Genomic DNA, 17,283 nt, shown 5'->3' on the forward strand with positions numbered 1-17,283 from the left:
GAGGACGAGGAGCTCAGCGGTTGTCCACGGTGCGGCGGTTCTGGATCGAGTTCGACATCTCCCAGCCGTCACCGCCGGATTGGACCCGGCTGGTTCACGGTATCGGCGTCACGGCGTTCGACGAGCGTGACGCGTTGTCGATGGCCGCGGATCTGGTTCCGGACGCACCGCTGCCGCCCGTACGGCGGATCACCGCCGACATTTCGGTGGCGGAGCTGCCCCGGCTGCATCCGCCGTATTTCGGCGTTCCGGTCTGGCGGGGCATATGGTTCCCGCCGGACAATCTCCGCACCGGTCCGACATGGCGGCCCCGTGGTGTCGTCCCCGCGAGGGAGCGCGCCGAACGCTTCGGACGACCGACCCCGCTGGTCGGCCTGCACCCGACCTGGTGGGACGACATCCCGCACATCCGACGGCTGCAAACACCCCTGGTGTGGATCCATCGACCCGAGTTCGGCCGGGACATGTGGGAGCACAAGATCTCGATGGAACGGACCATCGTCGCCTCGGATCCGGACTACGGCGACCTGGTACGAGACGCGCTCGCCCACATGATCTCCCAGCGTCCGACACCGGAGCAGTGGTTCGACCCCACCGGGGCCCGCTTCGCCGACCAGGACGACCTCGTCGAATATCTCCGGGCCTACCGCGACTATCTGTTCGGCGATCGCGCCGAGGCGATCCGCCCGCCCGGTATCGACGAGCCGTAACCGCGGCGTCAGCGCGCCGGCTTGGCCCCCGCCACCTGGAGGACGCCAGAATTGTCGGTGATCAGGAGGAGCCGGGCGATGAGGTCGGTGAGGTGGGCGCGGGTGGCGGGGAATTCGTCGCGCATCCAGGCGGCGACCAGTTCGAGGCTGCCGCTGACGACGGTGTAGGCGGCCAGGTCGGAGTCGAGGGGGTCGGCGGGTTCGGCGACGAGTTCGCGGGCGACGGCCGACATGGCGCGGGCGATGGCGTGCTGGGTGGTGAGGCGGGCGGCCTGCAGCGACTCGGTGCTGTGCGCGCTGAGCAGCAGGGCCGGGCGCCGTGGGTCGGCGAGCAGGAAGCCGATCGCGGCGTCGGCGGCGGCGTACACCTGGCTGTGGATGTCGGGCGCGGCCGCGTGCGCGGCGGCGACGACCTCGATGATGCCGAGCGCGGTGTGTTCCTCCACCAGGGCGGTGAGCAGGGCGTCCCGATCGGCGAAGTGCTCGTAGAAGTAGCGGTCGTTGAGCTTGGCCCTGGCGCAGACCGCCCGCTTGGTGACCGCGGACGCGCCGCCCTCGGCGAGCAGGTCGAGCGCGGCATCGAGGAGCGCGTCGCGACGGCGGGACCGGCGTTCCTCGGCGGCGACTCCCCCGTAAGCCCGCGCCGCCGCGGTGCTCGTCCGCTCAGTCATGGGCCACCTCCCGATCCGATGCCCACCGAAGTTTGTGGTGCTGCACTGCACCAGAGTAATGGAGAGAGCCCACCGAGCACTCTTGACCATCCGTCAATTCTGGTGCACTCTGACACCAGATCGGTTTTGGTGTCACGTAGCACCAGAACCGCAGCAGGCGGAACAAAGGAGTTCACCGATGACCTGTCCCGTGCCACACCAGGAGCGCACGTTCGACGCCACCCGGACCACCACCGGGGCGGTCGAACGATTCGAGAACGTCGGCGGATCGATCCTGTTCGGGCTGTTCGGCGTCGCCCTCTTCGACCAGCCGATGCTGCCGCCGGTCTCGGCCGCCCTCGAGGCGACCGGGCGCACGCGCGACCAGCCGTGGAGCCGCGCGATCCGCACCGCGGCGGCCGACCAGCTGATCTACCACGGCGAGGACGCCGACCGTGACGCCGAGTCGCAGCGGTTGATGCTGCTGCACCGCGACGTCAAGGGCGTCGGCCCGGACGGGGAACGGTACTCGGCACTCAATCCACAGTCGTGGAACTGGATTCTCTACTCGACCTTCTTCGTCCAGCGCGGCGCCTACCTCGCGCTCACCGGTGACACCCCGACGCCCGCGGAGAGCCAGGCCATCTGGGAGCACTACCTGCACAAGACGAGCGGCCTGCACCTGCCCGGCAATTCGCGGCCCATCGCCGACTACGCGGAGCTGGTCGAGCACTACGAGCGCATGATCTCCGAACTGCGCGTCACCCCGGCGCTCGAGGCGGCCACCGGCACCGTCCGGCGGGCGCCCCGGCCGGATTTCCTGCCCGCCGCCGTCGGTCCGCTGTGGCGACTCGGCGCGCCCACCTTCGGCCACCTCGCCATGATCCTTGGCTGCGGCATCATGCACCCGGGGGTACGCGCCAAGATGCCGATCAGCTGGAATCGCAGGCAGGACATCGAGTTCCGCGTACTCACCACCCTGCTGCGGGTCGCCTACCAGCGGCTGCCCGCGGCGGTCACCGACTCGCCGATGGCGCGGAACCGGCGCAAGTACGAGCGCCTGGTCACCAAGTACCGCGACGTCGGACTGACCTCGTTCGCCCCCGACCCCGAACTCCGATTGGCCCGGCGCTGAGACCGGCCGTCAGCCGGCCGGGGGCGCGTCACCGTAGATGACGAGCCAGATCGCGCGGCCGAGCGACTCGGCCAGTGCCTCGTCGTCGATCCCGGTGTCGACGGCGAAGGCCACCGAGATCGTGCGTTCCACCATCGAGGTGACCACCAGCGCGGTGGCCTGCGGATCGAGCCGCGGCCCGACCCGGCCCGCCGCGCGTTCGGCCTCGAGCCGCGCACGCACCAGTTCGAGGAAGGTGGCCACCCGCGCGCGCCAGTAGGCGCCGACTTCCCGGTCGTAGGAGGCGACTTCGCTGAGCGCGAGCAGCAGGTAGCGATAGTCGCGGAAGCCGCCGATCATCGCGCGCATGGCCGCGACGACACCGGCCTGCTGATCAGTGTGCTCGGCGCCCCACCAGGATTCGGCCGCCGCGAACAGGTCGGTGGTGGCCAGCTCCGCCATCCGGATCAGCAGCCTGCTCTTGTCCGGGAAGTAGCGATAGAACGTGGAGCGGGCCGAGCCGGAGGCGGCGGCGATCTTCTGCACCGCGATCTCGGTGAAGGGGGTGCCGTCGGCGAGCAGGTCCTCGACCGCCGTCAGCACCCGGCGCTCGAACTCGGCGCGCCGGTCGTCGGGTGGTTTGCGGGCCGATCGCGGGACGCGGGTCAGCGACGGCATCGGCGATCCGGCACCGACGTCGCGGCCGAGGCGATGACGTAGACCATGCGACCCATTGTGCCCGCAGCCCGTGGGAACGGATCGCCGACGGGCGCGCGGCATCCCGATCTTGGTGTGCGAGGCGGCTATTGACACCTCCACCGCACCCACCCCATCATCGATCGGACACACTGTCCGAGACTGTTTGACCGAGGCGGTTCCCATGGTCGATTCCCCTGGCACCGCGCTCGAATGGGCCGACGTCGTCGTGGTCGGCGCGCGCTGCGCGGGCTCGGCCACCGCGACGGCACTGGCGGCGGAAGGCCGCGCGGTCGTCGTCCTCGACGCGGCCGCCCTGCCGTCGGACACGCTGTCGACCCACCTGCTCTGGCCCGCCGGAGTCGCCGAGCTGGGTAGGCTCGGCGCCCTGGCCGCCGTCGAAGCGCTCGGCGCGCCCCGGCTGACGGAGGCGTACGCGCACGGCGCGGGATACGGGGTCAGCGCCGCCTTCCCCGCGGTCGACGGCATCGACTACTCGATGTGCGTGCGCCGCACCGGATTCGACGACGCGCTGGTGCGCACCGCGGTGGCCGCGGGCGCGCAGGTGCGGCAACGCTGCCGGGTCACCTCGGTGCTGTGGGACGGAAACCGTTGCGCCGGTGTGCGTTACGTCGACGGCGCGGGCAGGCTCGGGGAGATCCGGGCGAAGCTGGTCGTCGGCGCGGACGGGCGGCGCAGCACCGTCGCGCGGGCGGTGGGCGCCGACGAGCCGTTCCTCACCGTGCCCAGCGGGCGCGACTGCTACTTCGCCTACTGGCGTGACGCGCCGGACGCCCCACGCCATGTCGCGGCGCAGTGGCGCGCGGGCGCCGACCTCGGCACGGCCTTCCCCTGCGACGACGGGCTGGTGCTGAGTCTGGTCCAGCCCCCGGTGGAGACCGGCGGCGGTCGCGGGCCCGGTGAGGCGGAACGTCGCTACACCGCCGCGCTCGAGCGGATTCCGGCGCTGGCCGACCGTTTGCGCGGCTGCGAGCGGGTGGGCCGGGTCAGGTCGGCCACCGGGATCGCCTCCTACTTCCGCCGTTCCACCGGCCCCGGCTGGGCCCTGCCCGGCGACTCCGGTCACTTCAAGGATCCCGTTACGGCGCAGGGCATCCGCGACGCGCTGCACTACGGGCGCACGCTCGGCGAGGCGGTCGCGGGCATCCTCGACGACCCCGTCGCGCTCGACGCGGCGCTGACGGAGTGGGAGCGCCGCCGCGTCGTCGAATGCCGCGAGATCTTCCACTGGACCAACCGGCTCGCGCGCGGTGAGGCCATGCGCCCCATGGAGATCGAGCTGTATCGCGCCGCCTGCGACGATCCGGATCTCGCGCGGATCACCACCGGCATCTTCGCCCGCACCCGCAGGCCCGCCGAGCTGTACACCCCGGCCCGCGCGCTGCGCCTGGCCGCCGGGGCGCTGCGGCACCAGCGCGGCGACCTGCCCGCCGTCCTCGCCGACCTGGCGCGCGAACTGCGCGACGCGGCCCGCGACCGGCACACCACGCGAACGACCTTGCGTGGCACGAGCTCTCGCGGCGCGGCACCGAGGCCGCGCTCTCCGCTCACCACCGCAGGTCCAGGAGAACACCATGCCTGATCAGCCGACATCGTCGTCCGCACCGATCACCCGGCGCACCGCGCTACGAGCCGGCCTCGCCGCGGGCACCGCGCTCGCCGTCGCTCCCCCGCTCGCCGCCGCGGCGCCACGCTCGCCCGCCTTGCGCACCGGCGGCAGGACCGTGGCCGTCTTCGGTGGCGGCATGGCGGGGCTGAGCGCGGCGCACGAACTGGCCGAGCGTGGCTACGAGGTCACCGTGTACGAGCCGGCGTTCCTCGGCGGCAAGGCACGCAGCATGGGCGTGCCGGGCACGGCCGCGCCGGGGCGAGCGGACCTGCCCGGCGAGCACGGATTCCGGTTCTTCCCCGGCTGCTATCAGCACGTGCCCGACACGATGAGCCGAATCCCGTTCCCCGGCAATCCGCACGGCGTGCTCGACAACCTGGTCCGGGTGGAGGGCACCGTCGCCGGGTTCGAGGGGCTGCCGCCGATCTTCACCCCCGTCGAACTCGGCGGGCTCGGCCAGCTGACGCCGGAACTGTTGCAGAACAGCATCATCGGCGCTCTGGGCTTCGTGCCCGACCTGCCGCCCCACGAACTCGCGTTCTTCGCCAAGCAGATGCTGGTGTGGTTCACCTCCAGCACCGAACGCCGCTTCGGCCAGTGGGAATACGTCACCTGGGAACAGATCATGCAGGCCGAGGGCAAGTCGCCCGCGTACCGCAAGTACCTGGTGAACGCGCTCACCCGGATCACCGTCGCCGCGAAGCCGCAGACCAGCTCGGCCCGCACCATCGGCACGATCGGCGAGGCGCTCGTGCTGGCCGCCTCCGGCGCGATCCCGCAGTTCGCCGGCGGCGTCGACCGGATCCTGAACCGGCCGACCAACGACGCCTGGATCGATCCGTGGGTGGCGTACCTGCGCTCGCTGGGGGTGCGGTTCGTGCTCGGACAGGGCGCGACCGCGCTGCACCTCTCGGGTGGCCGGATCAGCTCGGCGACGGTGTCCGGCGGGAGCGGCGCGACCACGGTGGCCGCCGACCACTACGTGTGCGCCATGCCGGTCGAACGCGCCGTCCGGCTGCTCGACGGGCCCATCCTGGACGCCGATCCGCGCCTGGCGGGCATGCGCGAGCTGGTCACCGACTGGATGGTGGGGATCCAGTACTACCTGCGGCGCCCCACCGAGATCCCGGAGGGGCACATCGCCGCGCTCGGCTCGCCGTGGGCGCTCACAGCCCTGCGGCAGGCGCCGATGTGGGTGGGCGACTTCCCGGCCACCTACGGCGACGGCTCGGTGCTGGAGTGCCTCTCGGTCGACATCTCCGATTGGGACACACCGGGAATCCGCTTCGGCCGCACCGCCAAAGAGTGCAGTGCGGACGAGATCGCCATCGAGACCTGGGCCCAGCTCGAAGCGTGGCTCAACACCGGCACCGGCTGGTTGCGCGCCGAGGACATCCACTCCTGGCACCTCGACCCGGGAATCACCTGGTCCGGCGACGGCATCCACAACGCGACGCCGCTGCTGGTGAACACGGTGGGGTCCTACGACCACCGGCCCGACGCGCACTGCGCGATCCCGAACCTGTACTTCGGCGGCGACCACGTCCGCAGCCACATCGACCTGGCCACCATGGAGGGCGCCAACGAATCCGGCCGCGCCGCCGCCAACGCCGTCCTCGACGCCGCCGACGACCCGTCCCCCCGCGCCCAGATCTTCCCCTTGGTCTCCCTGCCCGCCTTCGCCGCAGCGAAAGCCCTCGACGCCGACCGCTTCCGCGCCGGCCTGCCCCACCTACTCGACGGCTGAGCTCCGTCCGCCATCAAGTTGATGAATGGAAACTAGTTGCCGTATGGTGCGGATGTGCACGCACCCACCCCGCAGGACACGCTCGCCCTCGCCACGGCTGCCACCGAGCGGGCCAGAAACGCCCCGCCGACTCCGCGTTGGTTCCCGCCGACCATGGGCATGCTCGGCGGCGGCGCGACGATGCTGATCACCGCCGCGCTCCCCACCGACGGCGCGGCGCGGACGGTGCTCGGTATCGCCGGAATCGTGTTGACGCTCCTCCTTTTCGGGCTCATGGCGTGGCTGACCGGGGTCCGGAGGAAGGTCGGCGTCATGCCGCGCGCCGTGGCGGACGAACCGACGCGACGGTGGCTGCGCATCGGCCTGTTCGCGGTCCCGCCACTGGTCGCCGGCGCGCTCGCCGCGCTGGTGTCGGGTTGGCAGACGGTCGCTGCCGGCGCGGTGATCGGTGCCTGGATCTGGTACTCGTTGACCAGGCGGAGGGCCTGATGCCCGCCCTGAGCGAACTGCTCGGATCACTGCCGCGACTGAAACTGGTGGCGTTCCTCGACGGCTGCCGAGAGGCCGAGTTCGGCACCGTCACCGACCTGTGCGAAATGAACAAGAGCACCCTGTCGAAGGCGATGACGATCCTCGACGACGCGGGCTATCTCACGATCCGCAAAGGACACGTAGGTCGCCGACCACGAACCTGGCTGGCCCTCACCGACACCGGCCGCACGGCCTATCACGACCACCTCGCCGCCCTGGCCGAGCTCGCGCGGACCGCCCGGAACGCCGGCCCCGCCGACTGATCACCGACCGAATAGGGGCGCCCTCAGACCAGTTGTAGTGGGCTGATGAAGGTGCCGGGATGGGTGGCGGCGTCCTGGCGGGCGACGCTGCCCGCCTGGGGCCACGGCACTTCCAGCGAGGTGTCGGTGTCGGGTGGGGTGACGACGATCGTGGTGGGAGACCAGCCGTCGGGTCCGTCCGGCAGGTAGGTGAGTTCGCTGCTCACGGCGGCGCCGGGGGCGACGGTGAGGGGGACTGTGCCGGTCTCCTGGCGGGGCACCGAGAAGGTGGGGCCGAATGTGGGGTGATCGGGGCCGGTCAGGTCGATGCCGGGGTAGCCCTGCACCAGGCAGCTTCCCGACGACGTGTTGGTGAGCACGACGCGGAGCTTGTTCTGTCCGGTGGGGGCCGCGTCCTGCCGGGTGGTCGCGCTCAGCATGTCGGCCGAACACTGGGGCAGTTGCGCGGAACCCGTGCCGGGGACCACGAACGTCGCCGGAACAGCCACTGCCACCATCGCTATCGCGCGCCTCATCATCACCCTCGGGATTCCTCGTGCCGCCTACGCCGATCAGGGCCAACGGCCCACGCTCACCTGAATGCCCAATTCCCGCGCGATTACTCGAGCGACGATTCCGGTGGCGTGGCGCCGTGCGCACCCTGCGGCGTCAGCGGAGCAGGTCGGCGGCCCGCTCCCCGATGACCACCGCGGGCGCGTGGGTGTGGCCGCGGATGATGGCGGGCATGACCGAGGCGTCGGCGACGCGGAGACCGTCGAGGCCACGCACCTTCAGCTCGGGGGTGACCACGCTGGCCGGGTCGGTACCCATCCGGCAGGTGCCGGTCGGGTGGTAGAGGGTGTGGGAATGCCAGGTGAGGGCGTCCTCGAGGGTGTCCTCGACGGTGGGCTGTTCGCGTTTCGGTTGCAGGAAACGGCCGATCCGGGAGCCGAGCGGTTCGGCGGTCACGATGCGGTGGGCGATGCGCAGTCCGGCGAGCATCGCCGCGCGGTCGGCACCGTCGGGGTCGGACAGGTACCGCGGGTCGACGACCGCCTTGGCCAGCGGATCGCCGGAGGCGAGCGTCACGGTGCCGCGGCTGCGCGGCTGGAGCAGGATCGGACCGAGGGCAATGCCGTGGCCGGGCGCGACGCCGATCCCCTCGTCGTAGAACGGGGCGGGCCCGAAGATGATCTCGAGGTCCGGCAGTTCGAGTTCGGGCCTGCTGCGCACGAAGCCGTACGCCTCACCGACATTGGAGGTGAGCATGCCCTGGCGCCGGGCCAGATAGTTGAGCAGCTCCAGCGGCTTCTCCGCGGCGAACAGCGTGTCGGAGTCGACCGCGAAGCCGAGCAGCGAGATCAGGTGATCGGTGAGGTTGCGGCCGACCTCGGGCAGGTGATGCACGACCGGAATGCCGTGGTGGCGCAACTCTTCCCGATCACCGACGCCGGAGAGCTGCAGCAGCTGTGGGCTGTTGATCGCGCCACCGCAGAGCACCACCTCCTTGGCGGCGCGCACGATGTGTGTGCCGCCGCTCCTGCGGTATTCGACCCCGACGGCGCGCGTGCCCTCGAACAGGACGCGGGTCGCCTGCGCCCCGGTGAGCACGGTCAGGTTCGGGCGCTTGCGCGCCGGCTTGAGGTAGGCGTCGGCGGTGCTCCAGCGCGCGCCGCGCTTCTGGCACACCATGGTCTGTGTGAAGCCTTCCGGCTGGGGCAGATTCGCGCGCTCCCGCTTGAAACCGGCGTGTTCGGCGGCGGCGAGGAAGTCCTCGGTCCACCGCCGGGCGCTGCGCTGACGCGCGATCCGCAGCGGTCCGGAGCGGCCCTCGTCGGCTTCGGCGGCGCCCTCGACGGATTCGATGCGCCGGAAGTACTCGACCACGTTCGCGAACGACCAGTCCGGACCCGCGAGCCGGGCCCACTCGTCGTAGTCGGCCGCGTATCCGCGCACCCACATCATGGCGTTCATCGACGACGACCCGCCCAGCATCTTGCCGCGCGGCCAGAAGACGCGCCGGTCACCGAGTTCGGGTTGCGGGGTGGTCAGGTAGTTCCAGTCGAGGTCGGTCTGGAACAGCTTGGAGAAGGCCGCCGGGATGTGGACGGCCTGGTTCTTGTCCTCGGGTCCGGCCTCGAGGGCGATGACGCTGGTGCCCGACCGCTCGCTCAGGCGCGCGGCGAGCACAGCGCCCGCCGAGCCGGTCCCGACGACGACGTAATCGGCGATGCTGGTGTTCATCTGGTTCTCCCGGGTAGGTGGGGCTCAGCCGCGCAGAGCCGAGGCGAAGATCGCGGGCAGGCGCAGCCAGCCCGGGTCGGCGGCGAATCCGGCGAGCAGCCTGCCGGTACTCGCGGCGGTCTTGTTGCCGACGAACCACGGCGGCTTCGGCGCGAGGGCGAGTTCGCCGCGCAGCAGCGACCGCGGCGCGGGCCGGAACGGGCCACGCACGACGGTGCGCTCCACCCCGTCGATCAGCCAGGCGTTGTGCACCACCCCGATTCCGCTCTGCACATCGTCGATGGTGTGGCCGGGGTAGGCGCCCCAGGACGCGGTGGGGGTCAGGTAGCCGACGCCGGTCCAGGCGTTGATCGCCACCGTGCCGTAGCGCAGGTCCTCGACCATGAGGTCGAAGGCCGCGCCGAGTTCGTCGATGGTCTCCGGCATGGCGATGACGTTCACGCCGAGCGTGCCCGCGAAGGCGTCGTTGGCGGTCCGCGCGGCCGCCCTGGCGAATTCGGCTCCGGTACCCGGGATCTCGACGACGCCGAACACCGGCGCGAAGTACTCCTCGGTCAGCAGCGGCTCGGCCGGGGAGGGCGCGATCCCGGTGACGAGCAGGCGTTCGCCCTTCGCGCCGAGCCGCTCGGCGTTCGGGTAGCTCGTCCGCGCACCCGCGACGCGCTCGTCGCTGCCCGGGTAGTAGGCCGGGCGGGCCGGCGCCTGGGCGAGGGCCGTGCGCACCGCAGCGAGGAACCGCTCCTTCTGCGGCCAGTCCGCGGAGACGATCAGGGCCTGGGACGCGACGCAGTTGTAGCCGCCGTTGTGCAGGCGCTGGGTGGCGACGTGCTCGGCCTGGAAGGCGATATCGGCCTCGCTCCACTCGCCGGGCAGCACGATCGTCGGTGACACGCCGCCGAGTTCGCTGGTGACGGGCTTGGTGAGCTTCGGTGTGCCCGCGCGTCTGCGTTCGGCGGCCTCGGCGCCCGTGCCCCAGACGATCGCGTCGTGGGTGCGCGCGCTGCCGGTCATGTGCACGTGGTCGACGAGGTCGTTGCCGACCAGGTAGCCGCCGACCTCGGCGCCGCCGGTCAGCAGCCGCACCGCGCCGATCTCGATGAGCGGGGCCAGGATCTGGGCGAACACCGGCAGCAGCGGATCGGTGATCGGGTTGAGCTTCAGTGCGACGACCCGATTGTGCGCGATCAGCTCGTAGAGCACGTCCAGCGGCGCGATGGAGGTGATGTTGCCCGCGCCGAGCACCGCGCCGATCCCGTTGGTGCGGGCCGGATCACGCTGGGCGAGACCGGCTTCGGCTTTGGCCGCGGCGCTGCTGACACCGCGGCGCAGCCACACCTGCGCGCTGAACCCGTTGAGCAGCAGCGCGTCGAACGCGTTCGCGGGCAGCACGTCGACGGTCACCCGATCGCCCGCGACGCCGAAACTCGCCTTGTCGAGCGGACTCTCACCGCGGGCGAGCTTGTCCAGGGTGTTCGCGAGCGCACCGAGCGCGGCGGCCATGACGTAGGGCCCCGAGATCCATTCCTCGCCCACCAGCGGCGAGGAGGCGGGCAGACCCTTGATGCCGACGGCCGCGGCGACCCAGTCCTCGGCGTGGCGGCCGGTGAGTTCGCGGACGCGGTCGAGCAGCCAGCGGCGCTCGCGCAGCGAGGTCGCCGCCCACCTCCGCTCGCCGTCGACGAGGTCGGCCAGCGCGGCGTCCACGGCGTCCAGGGCGGGGTCTGCCTTCTTGGTGACCAATGCGATCCTCCACAGGTGTTGGGGCGGTCCACGGGGCGCGGTGGACGAGGTCATCGATTCTGGTCACGGCGCGGGGCTGCGCACCATGTGCCCGCGTTGCGGATCGCCCCCTGCGTGTTTTGTGCTCGTGCACAATCGACAGGTGATGTGAGCCATGGCTTGCCGTCGTCCGTCCTCCCGATCATCGCGTTGACCAGCGCGATTATCCACGGCACTCGCCCAGCGTGATGTGCGCATGCACAACACCAGGGTGGCGCCCGTCACGATGTGACAGCTAGGGTGGAGCCGTGACCGCACCACCGCCGACCGTCTCCGCGCCGTCGCTCGGACTGGCCGCGACCGTGCTCGACTCGGTGGCGGCGATGGCCGACGAACTGGTCCTGCGCATCGTCGACACCGACCGCTCCTACGCCGACGCGGGCCTGCTGACGGCCGAGGAACTGCGCGAGGCGTGCCTGGCCAATCTCACCGCGATCATCAGCGCCCTGGCGGGCACCCAGCCGACGCGCCTGCAGGACGCGCGGGCCGTCGGCCGGCTCAAGGCCGAACGCGGCGTCCCGATCGCGGCGCTGCTGCACGCCTACCGCCTCGGTGGCCGGTTGACCTGGGAGGAACTCACCGCCCGCTCCACCGGCCCCGGCGATCCGCGACTGCATGATCTCGCCACCCGGCTGTGGGAGCTGATCGACACGTTCTCCGACGCGGCGGTCGAGTCCTATCGCGAGACCGAGGTCATGCTCGCCCACGTCGACGCCCAGGCCCAGAGCCGTTTGATCCGTACGCTTTTCGACGATCACTCCGACAATCCCGCGCGCACCCTGTCGGCCCTGCGCACCCTCGGGCTCTCCGAGTACGGCACCTTCGCGGTGGTCTCGATCGAGACCGCCGACCCGGGCGCCGCGCTGCCCGCGGGCCTGGTCGGCGCGTTGAAGGACCTCGGTGCCAGGTCGGTCTGGGATTCCCAGATCGATTCCCACACCGGGTTGCTCACCGCGGCGAACCCGGCCGCGATCGAGCGCGCCGCCGCCGCGCTGGTCGAACTCGTCGACGGCCGGATCGGCCTCAGCACCGCATTCACCAGCCCGACCGCCATTCCCGGCGCGTTGACCGAGGCGCGGCTGGCGGCGCGCAGTGCCCGGCCGGGCGAGCGCACCGTGGTGCGGTTCGGCAGCGAGCCCGTCGCGCATCTGCTCGTCACGGTGCCAGAGGCCAGCAGGCGAGCCACCGCCCAGATCCTCGGCCCCGTCCTGCGCCTGCCCGTGCCCGAGCGCGACGATCTGCTCACCGCGCTCGACGCCTGGTACCGCTACCGCGGCTCGACCGCCGCGGCCGCCGACGCGCTGCACTGCCACCGCAACACCGTGCGCTATCGCCTGCGCAAGATCCGGGATCTCACCGGTCGCGACACCGCCGACCCGGTGCACTCGGCCGAACTCCATCTCGCGCTCCAGGCCGTCACCCTGCTCGGGCCGTAGGCCCGGAACGGGCTGTCGCGCACCACGATCGGCGCCACGGCGGGGCCCGGCGTCGCCCCGCAGCAGCGCATCGAATGCGCATCGCTTCTCAGCTCAGGGTTTCGATGGCGGCCGCCAGACCGTCGACACGCTCCACCGCCTCGGGCAGCAGCACCACATCCCAGCCCGGTCCACCCACCAGTACCCGCGCCCCCGCTTCACGGCAGGCGAGCACCGCCGAGGTCAGCGCCGTCGACTCGCGCTGGGACCACAGCAGCACCGGCGCGGCGCTCGCCTGCCGGGCCAGCGCGCCCGCGAGCGCCTCGGTCGGCACATCGGCGCCGAGCATGCGCGCGCCGACCCCGGCCTCGGCCAGGCCAGCGCGCAGCACGTCCAGCGGCAGGGAATGCGTCTCGCCGCTGGTACACGCCAGCAGGGCGGGCGCGGCGCTCGGCACCGACGCCACCCGCTGCATGACCGCCGCGATCGACCACGACAGCAGGTGCTCCACATCGATGCATCGCTCGCCCGCGCCCTGGCGCGCGACGATGTCGGCGAAGGCGGGGCGGCACAGGGATTCCCACGTCCGCACAACACCGTAGGCCCGCACGTGCGCTTCCAGGTGCGCGCAGGCCGCCGCCGTGTCCAGCGCGAAGGCGGCGTCGAGCAGGGCCGACCGATCGCCGAGCGCGGGCGCCGGACCGCGGGCCGCCGCCGCGGCGCTCGCCGGGCTCGCCCCGCCGCCGATCAGTTCGAGCATGTGCTCGAGTACGGCGATGTCGGCGTCGGAGTACAGGCGGTGTCTGCCGGGCCGATCCTGGGCGGGGCCGATTCCGTAGCGGCGGTTCCAGCTGCGCAGCGTGGCGGTGGGGATGCCGAGCCGCTCGGCCACCGAGCGCACCGTGTACCCGGCCACGGCGGAGACGGGAGCGGAACCGGCGGGCATCGTGTCATTCTGCCCCGCCGCCGCCCGCGCCGGGGACGCGGCCGGACCCGCGCGCGTCGGGCGCGCCCGGCCCGCGCGCTGATCCGACCGCTCCACGCCCTGTGCCGCCACCCTCGCCATGAATCAATTGTGCATCGTTTAGTGGTACCGTGGCCAGACCACCGATCTCGAGGAGTTTCCGTGCGCGTTCGACGTATCCCGAGAACCACCGCCCTGGTCGTCGCCGTGGCCGCGAGCCTGCTGGGCGCGGGCACCGCGCACGCCGCGCCACCGGCGCCGGTCCCCCGGCTCGATCTCGACCGCTATCTCGGCGAGTGGCGCCAGCTCGCGGCGATCCCGCAGGTGTTCAACCTCGAGTGCGCCCGCGACACCACGGCCACCTACACGCTCGACCCGCAGGGCGACATCGGCGTCCACAACCGCTGCCAGAACTGGGCGGGCGGCACGACGGAGATCCGCGGGACCGCGACGGTGAACGATCCGGTGACCAACGCGCAGCTGCACGTGAGCTTCCCCGGCGTCCCCGGCCAGGGCGAGCGCACGGGGGCGACCAACTACCTCGTGACCGCGCTCGGCCCGGATTACGACTGGGCCCTGGTCACCTCGCCGAGCAGACTGTCCGGCTTCGTGCTCGCGCGCACCCCGGCGCTGGACGAGGCCACCTGGCGCCGGATCGACGACGAGATCAGGGCGGCGGGTCAGGACCCGTGCGTGTATCTCGTCTCGCCCACGACCGGCGGCCGCACCGAACCGCGGCCGCTCTGCGCGCGATGAGCGTCGCCGTCGCCCTGTTCACCCGCGACCTGCGGGTGCACGACAACCCGGCGCTCACGGCGGCGGTCCGCGCCGCCGACCAGGTCGTGCCGCTGTTCGTGGTCGACACGGCCCTGGTGCCCGATCGGTGCCCGCCGAATCGCGCGCACTTCCTCGCGGCGGCACTGTCCGAGCTGGACGCCGAGCTGCGCGACCGGGGCGGCGCGCTCATCGTGCGGCGCGGCGCGGTGGCCGACGAGGTCGCGCGCGTGGCCGACGAGACCGGCGCCACGAGCGTGCACCTGGCCGACGACGTCAGCTACTACAGCGGACAGCGCGAACGCTCGCTGCGCGAACGCCTCGGCGGCGCCGTGCACTGCCACGCCGGTTCGGTCACCGCCACGTCCACCGAACTCGCGCCGTCGACAGGACGTGATCACTTCGCGGTGTTCACCCCGTATTTCCGGCGCTGGATCGACGTGCACCGGCGCAGTCCCCTGCCGGTGCCGCGCGCGCTCTCCGTGCCGTCGGTCCACAGTGACTCCTTGCCCACCGGAAGCGATCTCAGCTCCGGCGAGCCGTCGCCACGGCTGACGGTCGGTGGGGAGACGACCGCCCGTGCGCTCCTCGACGAATGGCTGGACGGGCCGATCGACCACTACGCCCGCGACAACGACGATCTCGGCGCCGACGCGACCTCCCGGCTGTCGGCGCACCTGCATTTCGGCTGCCTGTCCCCCACCGAGGTGGTGCGCCGCGTGGACACCTCGAGCGAGGGCGGGCTCGCCTTCGCCCGTCAGCTCGCCTGGCGGGACTTCCACCACCAGGTCCTCGCCGCACGGCCCGACGCCGCCTGGGCGGACTACCGGCGGCGCGCACCGCTCGGACCGGCCGACGACGACGCTGTCGCCGACTGGCGCGACGGTCGCACCGGGTATCCGATCGTCGACGCGGCGATGCGGCAGCTGCGGGCCGAAGGCTGGCTGCCCGGCCGGGCGCGGTTGATCGCGGCGAGCTTCCTCACCAAGTCGCTGCGCCAGGACTGGCGGCTCGGCGCCCGGCACTTCCTGCACTGGCTCGTCGACGCCGACGTCGCCAACAATCAACTCAACTGGCAGTGGGCGGCGGGCACCGGTACCGACACCCGCCCCAACCGGGTCCTGAATCCCGTGCGCCAGGCCGACCGCTACGACCCCGAGGGAACCTATGTGCGGCGCTGGCTGCCCGAGCTCGCCCACCTGCCGGGCGCCCGCATCCACCGTCCGTGGCGTGAGAACGTCGATCCGGCAACGTATCCCGAGCCGATCATCGACTGCGTGGGTCGCTGAACGGCCGACCCGGCACGAACGAGCACCGGACGGCGTTACGAGCGGGTCCCCTCGGCCGCGCCGGTGATGTTGCGGGCCATACCCCCGAAGATGACGGCGTGGAACGGGCTGAGCGCCTTCCAATACAGATGTCCGGCCAGGCCACGCGGTTCGAACAAGGCCCGCTGGCGGTAGTGCGACCCGCCGTCGGCGGCCGGGGTGACCGACAGTTCGAGCCAGCCACGCCCCGGCACCCGCATCTCGGCGCGCAGGCGCAGCTCGCGCCCGCGCTCGAGGTGTTCCACCCGCCACCAGTCCAGCGCTTCGCCCACGTGCAGGCGGTGCGGGTCGCGGCGGCCGCGGCGGAGTCCGACCCCGCCGGAGAGCCGGTCGATCCACCCGCGCAACGACCAGGCCAGCGGGAACGAGTACCACCCGTGCTCGCCCCCGACCGCTTCGAGGACACTCCAGAGGGTGGCGGGGTCGGCGGGTGTATCCCGTTCGCGCACATCGCAGTACAGCGATCCGCCGGACCAGTCCGGGTCGGTGGGCAGCGGATCGGACGGCGCGTCGGGCAGGCCCGCGTCGGACCAGCGGGTCGGCACGTCCCGATCGCGGATGCGGCGTAGCGCCAGGCTCACCGCGTCGGCATAGGTCGTGAGCCCCTCCGCCGGGTCCGGAATGTGTTCGGCGATCCGGTGATCCGCGCAGACGACATCGTTGACGAGCGACTCCATCAGCGGCACGGCGATGGCGCGCGGCACCGGCGTCACCAGGTTGACCCACTGTGCCGACAGCCACGGCGTGAGCACGGGGACCGGCACGATCACCCGGCGCGGCAGCTCGGCGGCCACGGCGTACCCGCGCATCATGCCCTCGTAGGTGAGCACGTCGGGCCCGCCGATGTCGAACGCGGCGTTCACCGTGCCGGGCAGCTCCGCCGCGCGCACCAGGTAGTGCAGGACGTCGCGGACCGCGATGGGCTGCACCCGGCTGCGCACCCACCGCGGCGTCACCATGACGGGCAGCCGTTCGGTGAGGTAGCGCAGGATCTCGAAGCTGGCCGAGCCGGACCCGATGATCACCGCCGCGCGCAACACCACCGCCGGGGTCGGCCCCTTCAACAGGATGTCGCCCACTTCGGCGCGGGAGGCGAGGTGCCGGGACAGTTCCTGGCCCGCGGGGGTGATCCCGCCGAGGTACACCGCCCTGGTCAGTCCCGCGCGCGCGGATTCCGCGGCGATCAGGCTCGCCGCCGCGCGGTCCACGTCCGCGAAGTCCGTGCGCCCCAGCGAGTGCACGAGATAGTAGAGGACGTCCTGGCCGGCGAGCGCGGCGCGCACGTCCTCCGCGCGGGTGACGTCGCCGCGCAGCACCTCGACGCTCTCGCGCCACGTCGCCTCGACGAGTTTGCCCGGATCACGCGCCAGCACCCGGACCGAATGCCCGGCCGCCAGCAGTTCCGGAACGAGTCGGCCACCGATGTAGCCGGTGGCGCCGAATACCACGCAGCGCATGG

At 72.0% G+C, this 17,283-nt stretch carries 16 protein-coding genes; 9 read left to right on the top strand and 7 right to left on the bottom strand.

Features of this window, described 5'->3' with window-relative positions; genetic code table 11:
• Nucleotides 1-20: 20 nt before the first annotated feature.
• Nucleotides 21-710, top strand: a complete 690-nt coding sequence (locus tag AB0H56_RS11480; protein WP_357160687.1) for a hypothetical protein — start codon at nucleotides 21-23, stop codon at nucleotides 708-710.
• Nucleotides 711-718: 8 nt separating this feature from the next.
• Here AB0H56_RS11480 and AB0H56_RS11485 read toward each other — a convergent pair whose 3' ends face one another.
• Nucleotides 719-1,381, bottom strand: a complete 663-nt coding sequence (locus AB0H56_RS11485) for a TetR/AcrR family transcriptional regulator (RefSeq protein ID WP_357160689.1) — start codon at nucleotides 1,379-1,381, stop codon at nucleotides 719-721.
• Between the two features lie 178 nt (nucleotides 1,382-1,559).
• On the opposite strand from AB0H56_RS11485, the gene AB0H56_RS11490 reads away from it, so the two are divergent.
• The gene (locus tag AB0H56_RS11490; RefSeq protein ID WP_357160692.1) at nucleotides 1,560-2,495 is read left to right on the top strand and encodes an oxygenase MpaB family protein; all 936 of its coding nucleotides are present in this window, start codon (nucleotides 1,560-1,562) and stop codon (nucleotides 2,493-2,495) included.
• A 9-nt stretch (nucleotides 2,496-2,504) separates the two neighbouring features.
• On the opposite strand, the gene AB0H56_RS11495 is transcribed toward AB0H56_RS11490, so the two are convergent.
• Nucleotides 2,505-3,152, bottom strand: coding sequence for a TetR/AcrR family transcriptional regulator (locus tag AB0H56_RS11495; protein ID WP_357160695.1), 648 nt, complete (start codon nucleotides 3,150-3,152; stop codon nucleotides 2,505-2,507).
• A 202-nt stretch (nucleotides 3,153-3,354) separates the two neighbouring features.
• On the opposite strand from AB0H56_RS11495, the gene AB0H56_RS11500 reads away from it, so the two are divergent.
• From AB0H56_RS11500 to AB0H56_RS11515, 4 genes are read left to right on the top strand one after another with little or no spacing between them, the layout of a single operon-like run.
• Nucleotides 3,355-4,773, top strand: coding sequence for an NAD(P)/FAD-dependent oxidoreductase (locus tag AB0H56_RS11500; RefSeq protein WP_357160698.1), 1,419 nt, complete (start codon nucleotides 3,355-3,357; stop codon nucleotides 4,771-4,773).
• Complete coding sequence (locus tag AB0H56_RS11505; protein WP_357160701.1) at nucleotides 4,766-6,547, top strand: FAD-dependent oxidoreductase; 1,782 nt, start codon at nucleotides 4,766-4,768, stop codon at nucleotides 6,545-6,547. The genes AB0H56_RS11500 and AB0H56_RS11505 overlap by 8 nt, the downstream gene beginning before the upstream one ends.
• Before the next feature lie 54 nt (nucleotides 6,548-6,601).
• The gene (locus AB0H56_RS11510; protein ID WP_357160704.1) at nucleotides 6,602-7,036 is read left to right on the top strand and encodes a hypothetical protein; all 435 of its coding nucleotides are present in this window, start codon (nucleotides 6,602-6,604) and stop codon (nucleotides 7,034-7,036) included.
• A complete protein-coding gene (locus AB0H56_RS11515) occupies nucleotides 7,036-7,341 on the top strand; it encodes a transcriptional regulator (protein ID WP_357160707.1) in 306 nt (101 codons plus the stop codon). Before AB0H56_RS11510 ends, AB0H56_RS11515 begins: the two co-directional genes overlap by 1 nt.
• 23 nt (nucleotides 7,342-7,364) lie before the next feature.
• Here AB0H56_RS11515 and AB0H56_RS11520 read toward each other — a convergent pair whose 3' ends face one another.
• The 3 genes from AB0H56_RS11520 to AB0H56_RS11530 form a co-directional block, all read right to left on the bottom strand.
• Nucleotides 7,365-7,838, bottom strand: a complete 474-nt coding sequence (locus tag AB0H56_RS11520; protein WP_357160710.1) for a DUF4232 domain-containing protein — start codon at nucleotides 7,836-7,838, stop codon at nucleotides 7,365-7,367.
• Nucleotides 7,839-7,989: 151 nt separating this feature from the next.
• Nucleotides 7,990-9,564 (bottom strand): GMC family oxidoreductase N-terminal domain-containing protein, encoded by a 1,575-nt coding sequence (locus tag AB0H56_RS11525; protein ID WP_357160713.1) that lies wholly within the window; start codon nucleotides 9,562-9,564, stop codon nucleotides 7,990-7,992.
• A gap of 24 nt (nucleotides 9,565-9,588) precedes the next feature.
• Nucleotides 9,589-11,304 carry an aldehyde dehydrogenase family protein gene (locus AB0H56_RS11530; protein WP_357160716.1) on the bottom strand — a complete coding sequence of 572 codons (1,716 nt, stop codon included), beginning with the start codon at nucleotides 11,302-11,304 and terminating at the stop codon, nucleotides 9,589-9,591.
• A gap of 287 nt (nucleotides 11,305-11,591) precedes the next feature.
• Here AB0H56_RS11530 and AB0H56_RS11535 point away from each other — a divergent pair, with 287 nt between their 5' ends.
• A complete protein-coding gene (locus AB0H56_RS11535) occupies nucleotides 11,592-12,779 on the top strand; it encodes a helix-turn-helix domain-containing protein (protein WP_357160719.1) in 1,188 nt (395 codons plus the stop codon).
• A gap of 88 nt (nucleotides 12,780-12,867) precedes the next feature.
• On the opposite strand, the gene AB0H56_RS11540 is transcribed toward AB0H56_RS11535, so the two are convergent.
• The gene (locus AB0H56_RS11540; RefSeq protein WP_357160722.1) at nucleotides 12,868-13,824 is read right to left on the bottom strand and encodes a MerR family transcriptional regulator; all 957 of its coding nucleotides are present in this window, start codon (nucleotides 13,822-13,824) and stop codon (nucleotides 12,868-12,870) included.
• A gap of 60 nt (nucleotides 13,825-13,884) precedes the next feature.
• On the opposite strand from AB0H56_RS11540, the gene AB0H56_RS11545 reads away from it, so the two are divergent.
• Nucleotides 13,885-14,478, top strand: coding sequence for a lipocalin family protein (locus tag AB0H56_RS11545; RefSeq protein WP_357160725.1), 594 nt, complete (start codon nucleotides 13,885-13,887; stop codon nucleotides 14,476-14,478).
• Nucleotides 14,475-15,785: a deoxyribodipyrimidine photo-lyase gene (locus tag AB0H56_RS11550; RefSeq protein WP_357160728.1), complete on the top strand. Its 1,311-nt coding sequence runs from the start codon at nucleotides 14,475-14,477 to the stop codon at nucleotides 15,783-15,785. Before AB0H56_RS11545 ends, AB0H56_RS11550 begins: the two co-directional genes overlap by 4 nt.
• A 35-nt stretch (nucleotides 15,786-15,820) precedes the next feature.
• Here AB0H56_RS11550 and AB0H56_RS11555 read toward each other — a convergent pair whose 3' ends face one another.
• A complete protein-coding gene (locus tag AB0H56_RS11555; protein ID WP_357160731.1) occupies nucleotides 15,821-17,281 on the bottom strand; it encodes an SDR family oxidoreductase in 1,461 nt (486 codons plus the stop codon).
• Nucleotides 17,282-17,283: the final 2 nt, after the last annotated feature.

Origin of the sequence: Nocardia sp. NPDC050717 (assembly GCF_040654275.1) — a bacterium.
GTDB lineage: Bacteria > Actinomycetota > Actinomycetes > Mycobacteriales > Mycobacteriaceae > Nocardia.

Coding starts and splice junctions, on each gene's coding strand:
- AB0H56_RS11515 (WP_357160707.1), top strand. CDS start 7,036: ATGCCCGCCCTGAGCGAACTGCTCGGATCACTGCCGCGACTGAAACTG.
- AB0H56_RS11505 (WP_357160701.1), top strand. CDS start 4,766: ATGCCTGATCAGCCGACATCGTCGTCCGCACCGATCACCCGGCGCACC.
- AB0H56_RS11520 (WP_357160710.1), bottom strand. CDS start 7,838: ATGGTGGCAGTGGCTGTTCCGGCGACGTTCGTGGTCCCCGGCACGGGT.
- AB0H56_RS11500 (WP_357160698.1), top strand. CDS start 3,355: ATGGTCGATTCCCCTGGCACCGCGCTCGAATGGGCCGACGTCGTCGTG.
- AB0H56_RS11495 (WP_357160695.1), bottom strand. CDS start 3,152: ATGCCGTCGCTGACCCGCGTCCCGCGATCGGCCCGCAAACCACCCGAC.
- AB0H56_RS11555 (WP_357160731.1), bottom strand. CDS start 17,281: ATGCGCTGCGTGGTATTCGGCGCCACCGGCTACATCGGTGGCCGACTC.
- AB0H56_RS11540 (WP_357160722.1), bottom strand. CDS start 13,824: ATGGCGAGGGTGGCGGCACAGGGCGTGGAGCGGTCGGATCAGCGCGCG.
- AB0H56_RS11525 (WP_357160713.1), bottom strand. CDS start 9,564: ATGAACACCAGCATCGCCGATTACGTCGTCGTCGGGACCGGCTCGGCG.
- AB0H56_RS11490 (WP_357160692.1), top strand. CDS start 1,560: ATGACCTGTCCCGTGCCACACCAGGAGCGCACGTTCGACGCCACCCGG.
- AB0H56_RS11550 (WP_357160728.1), top strand. CDS start 14,475: ATGAGCGTCGCCGTCGCCCTGTTCACCCGCGACCTGCGGGTGCACGAC.
- AB0H56_RS11485 (WP_357160689.1), bottom strand. CDS start 1,381: ATGACTGAGCGGACGAGCACCGCGGCGGCGCGGGCTTACGGGGGAGTC.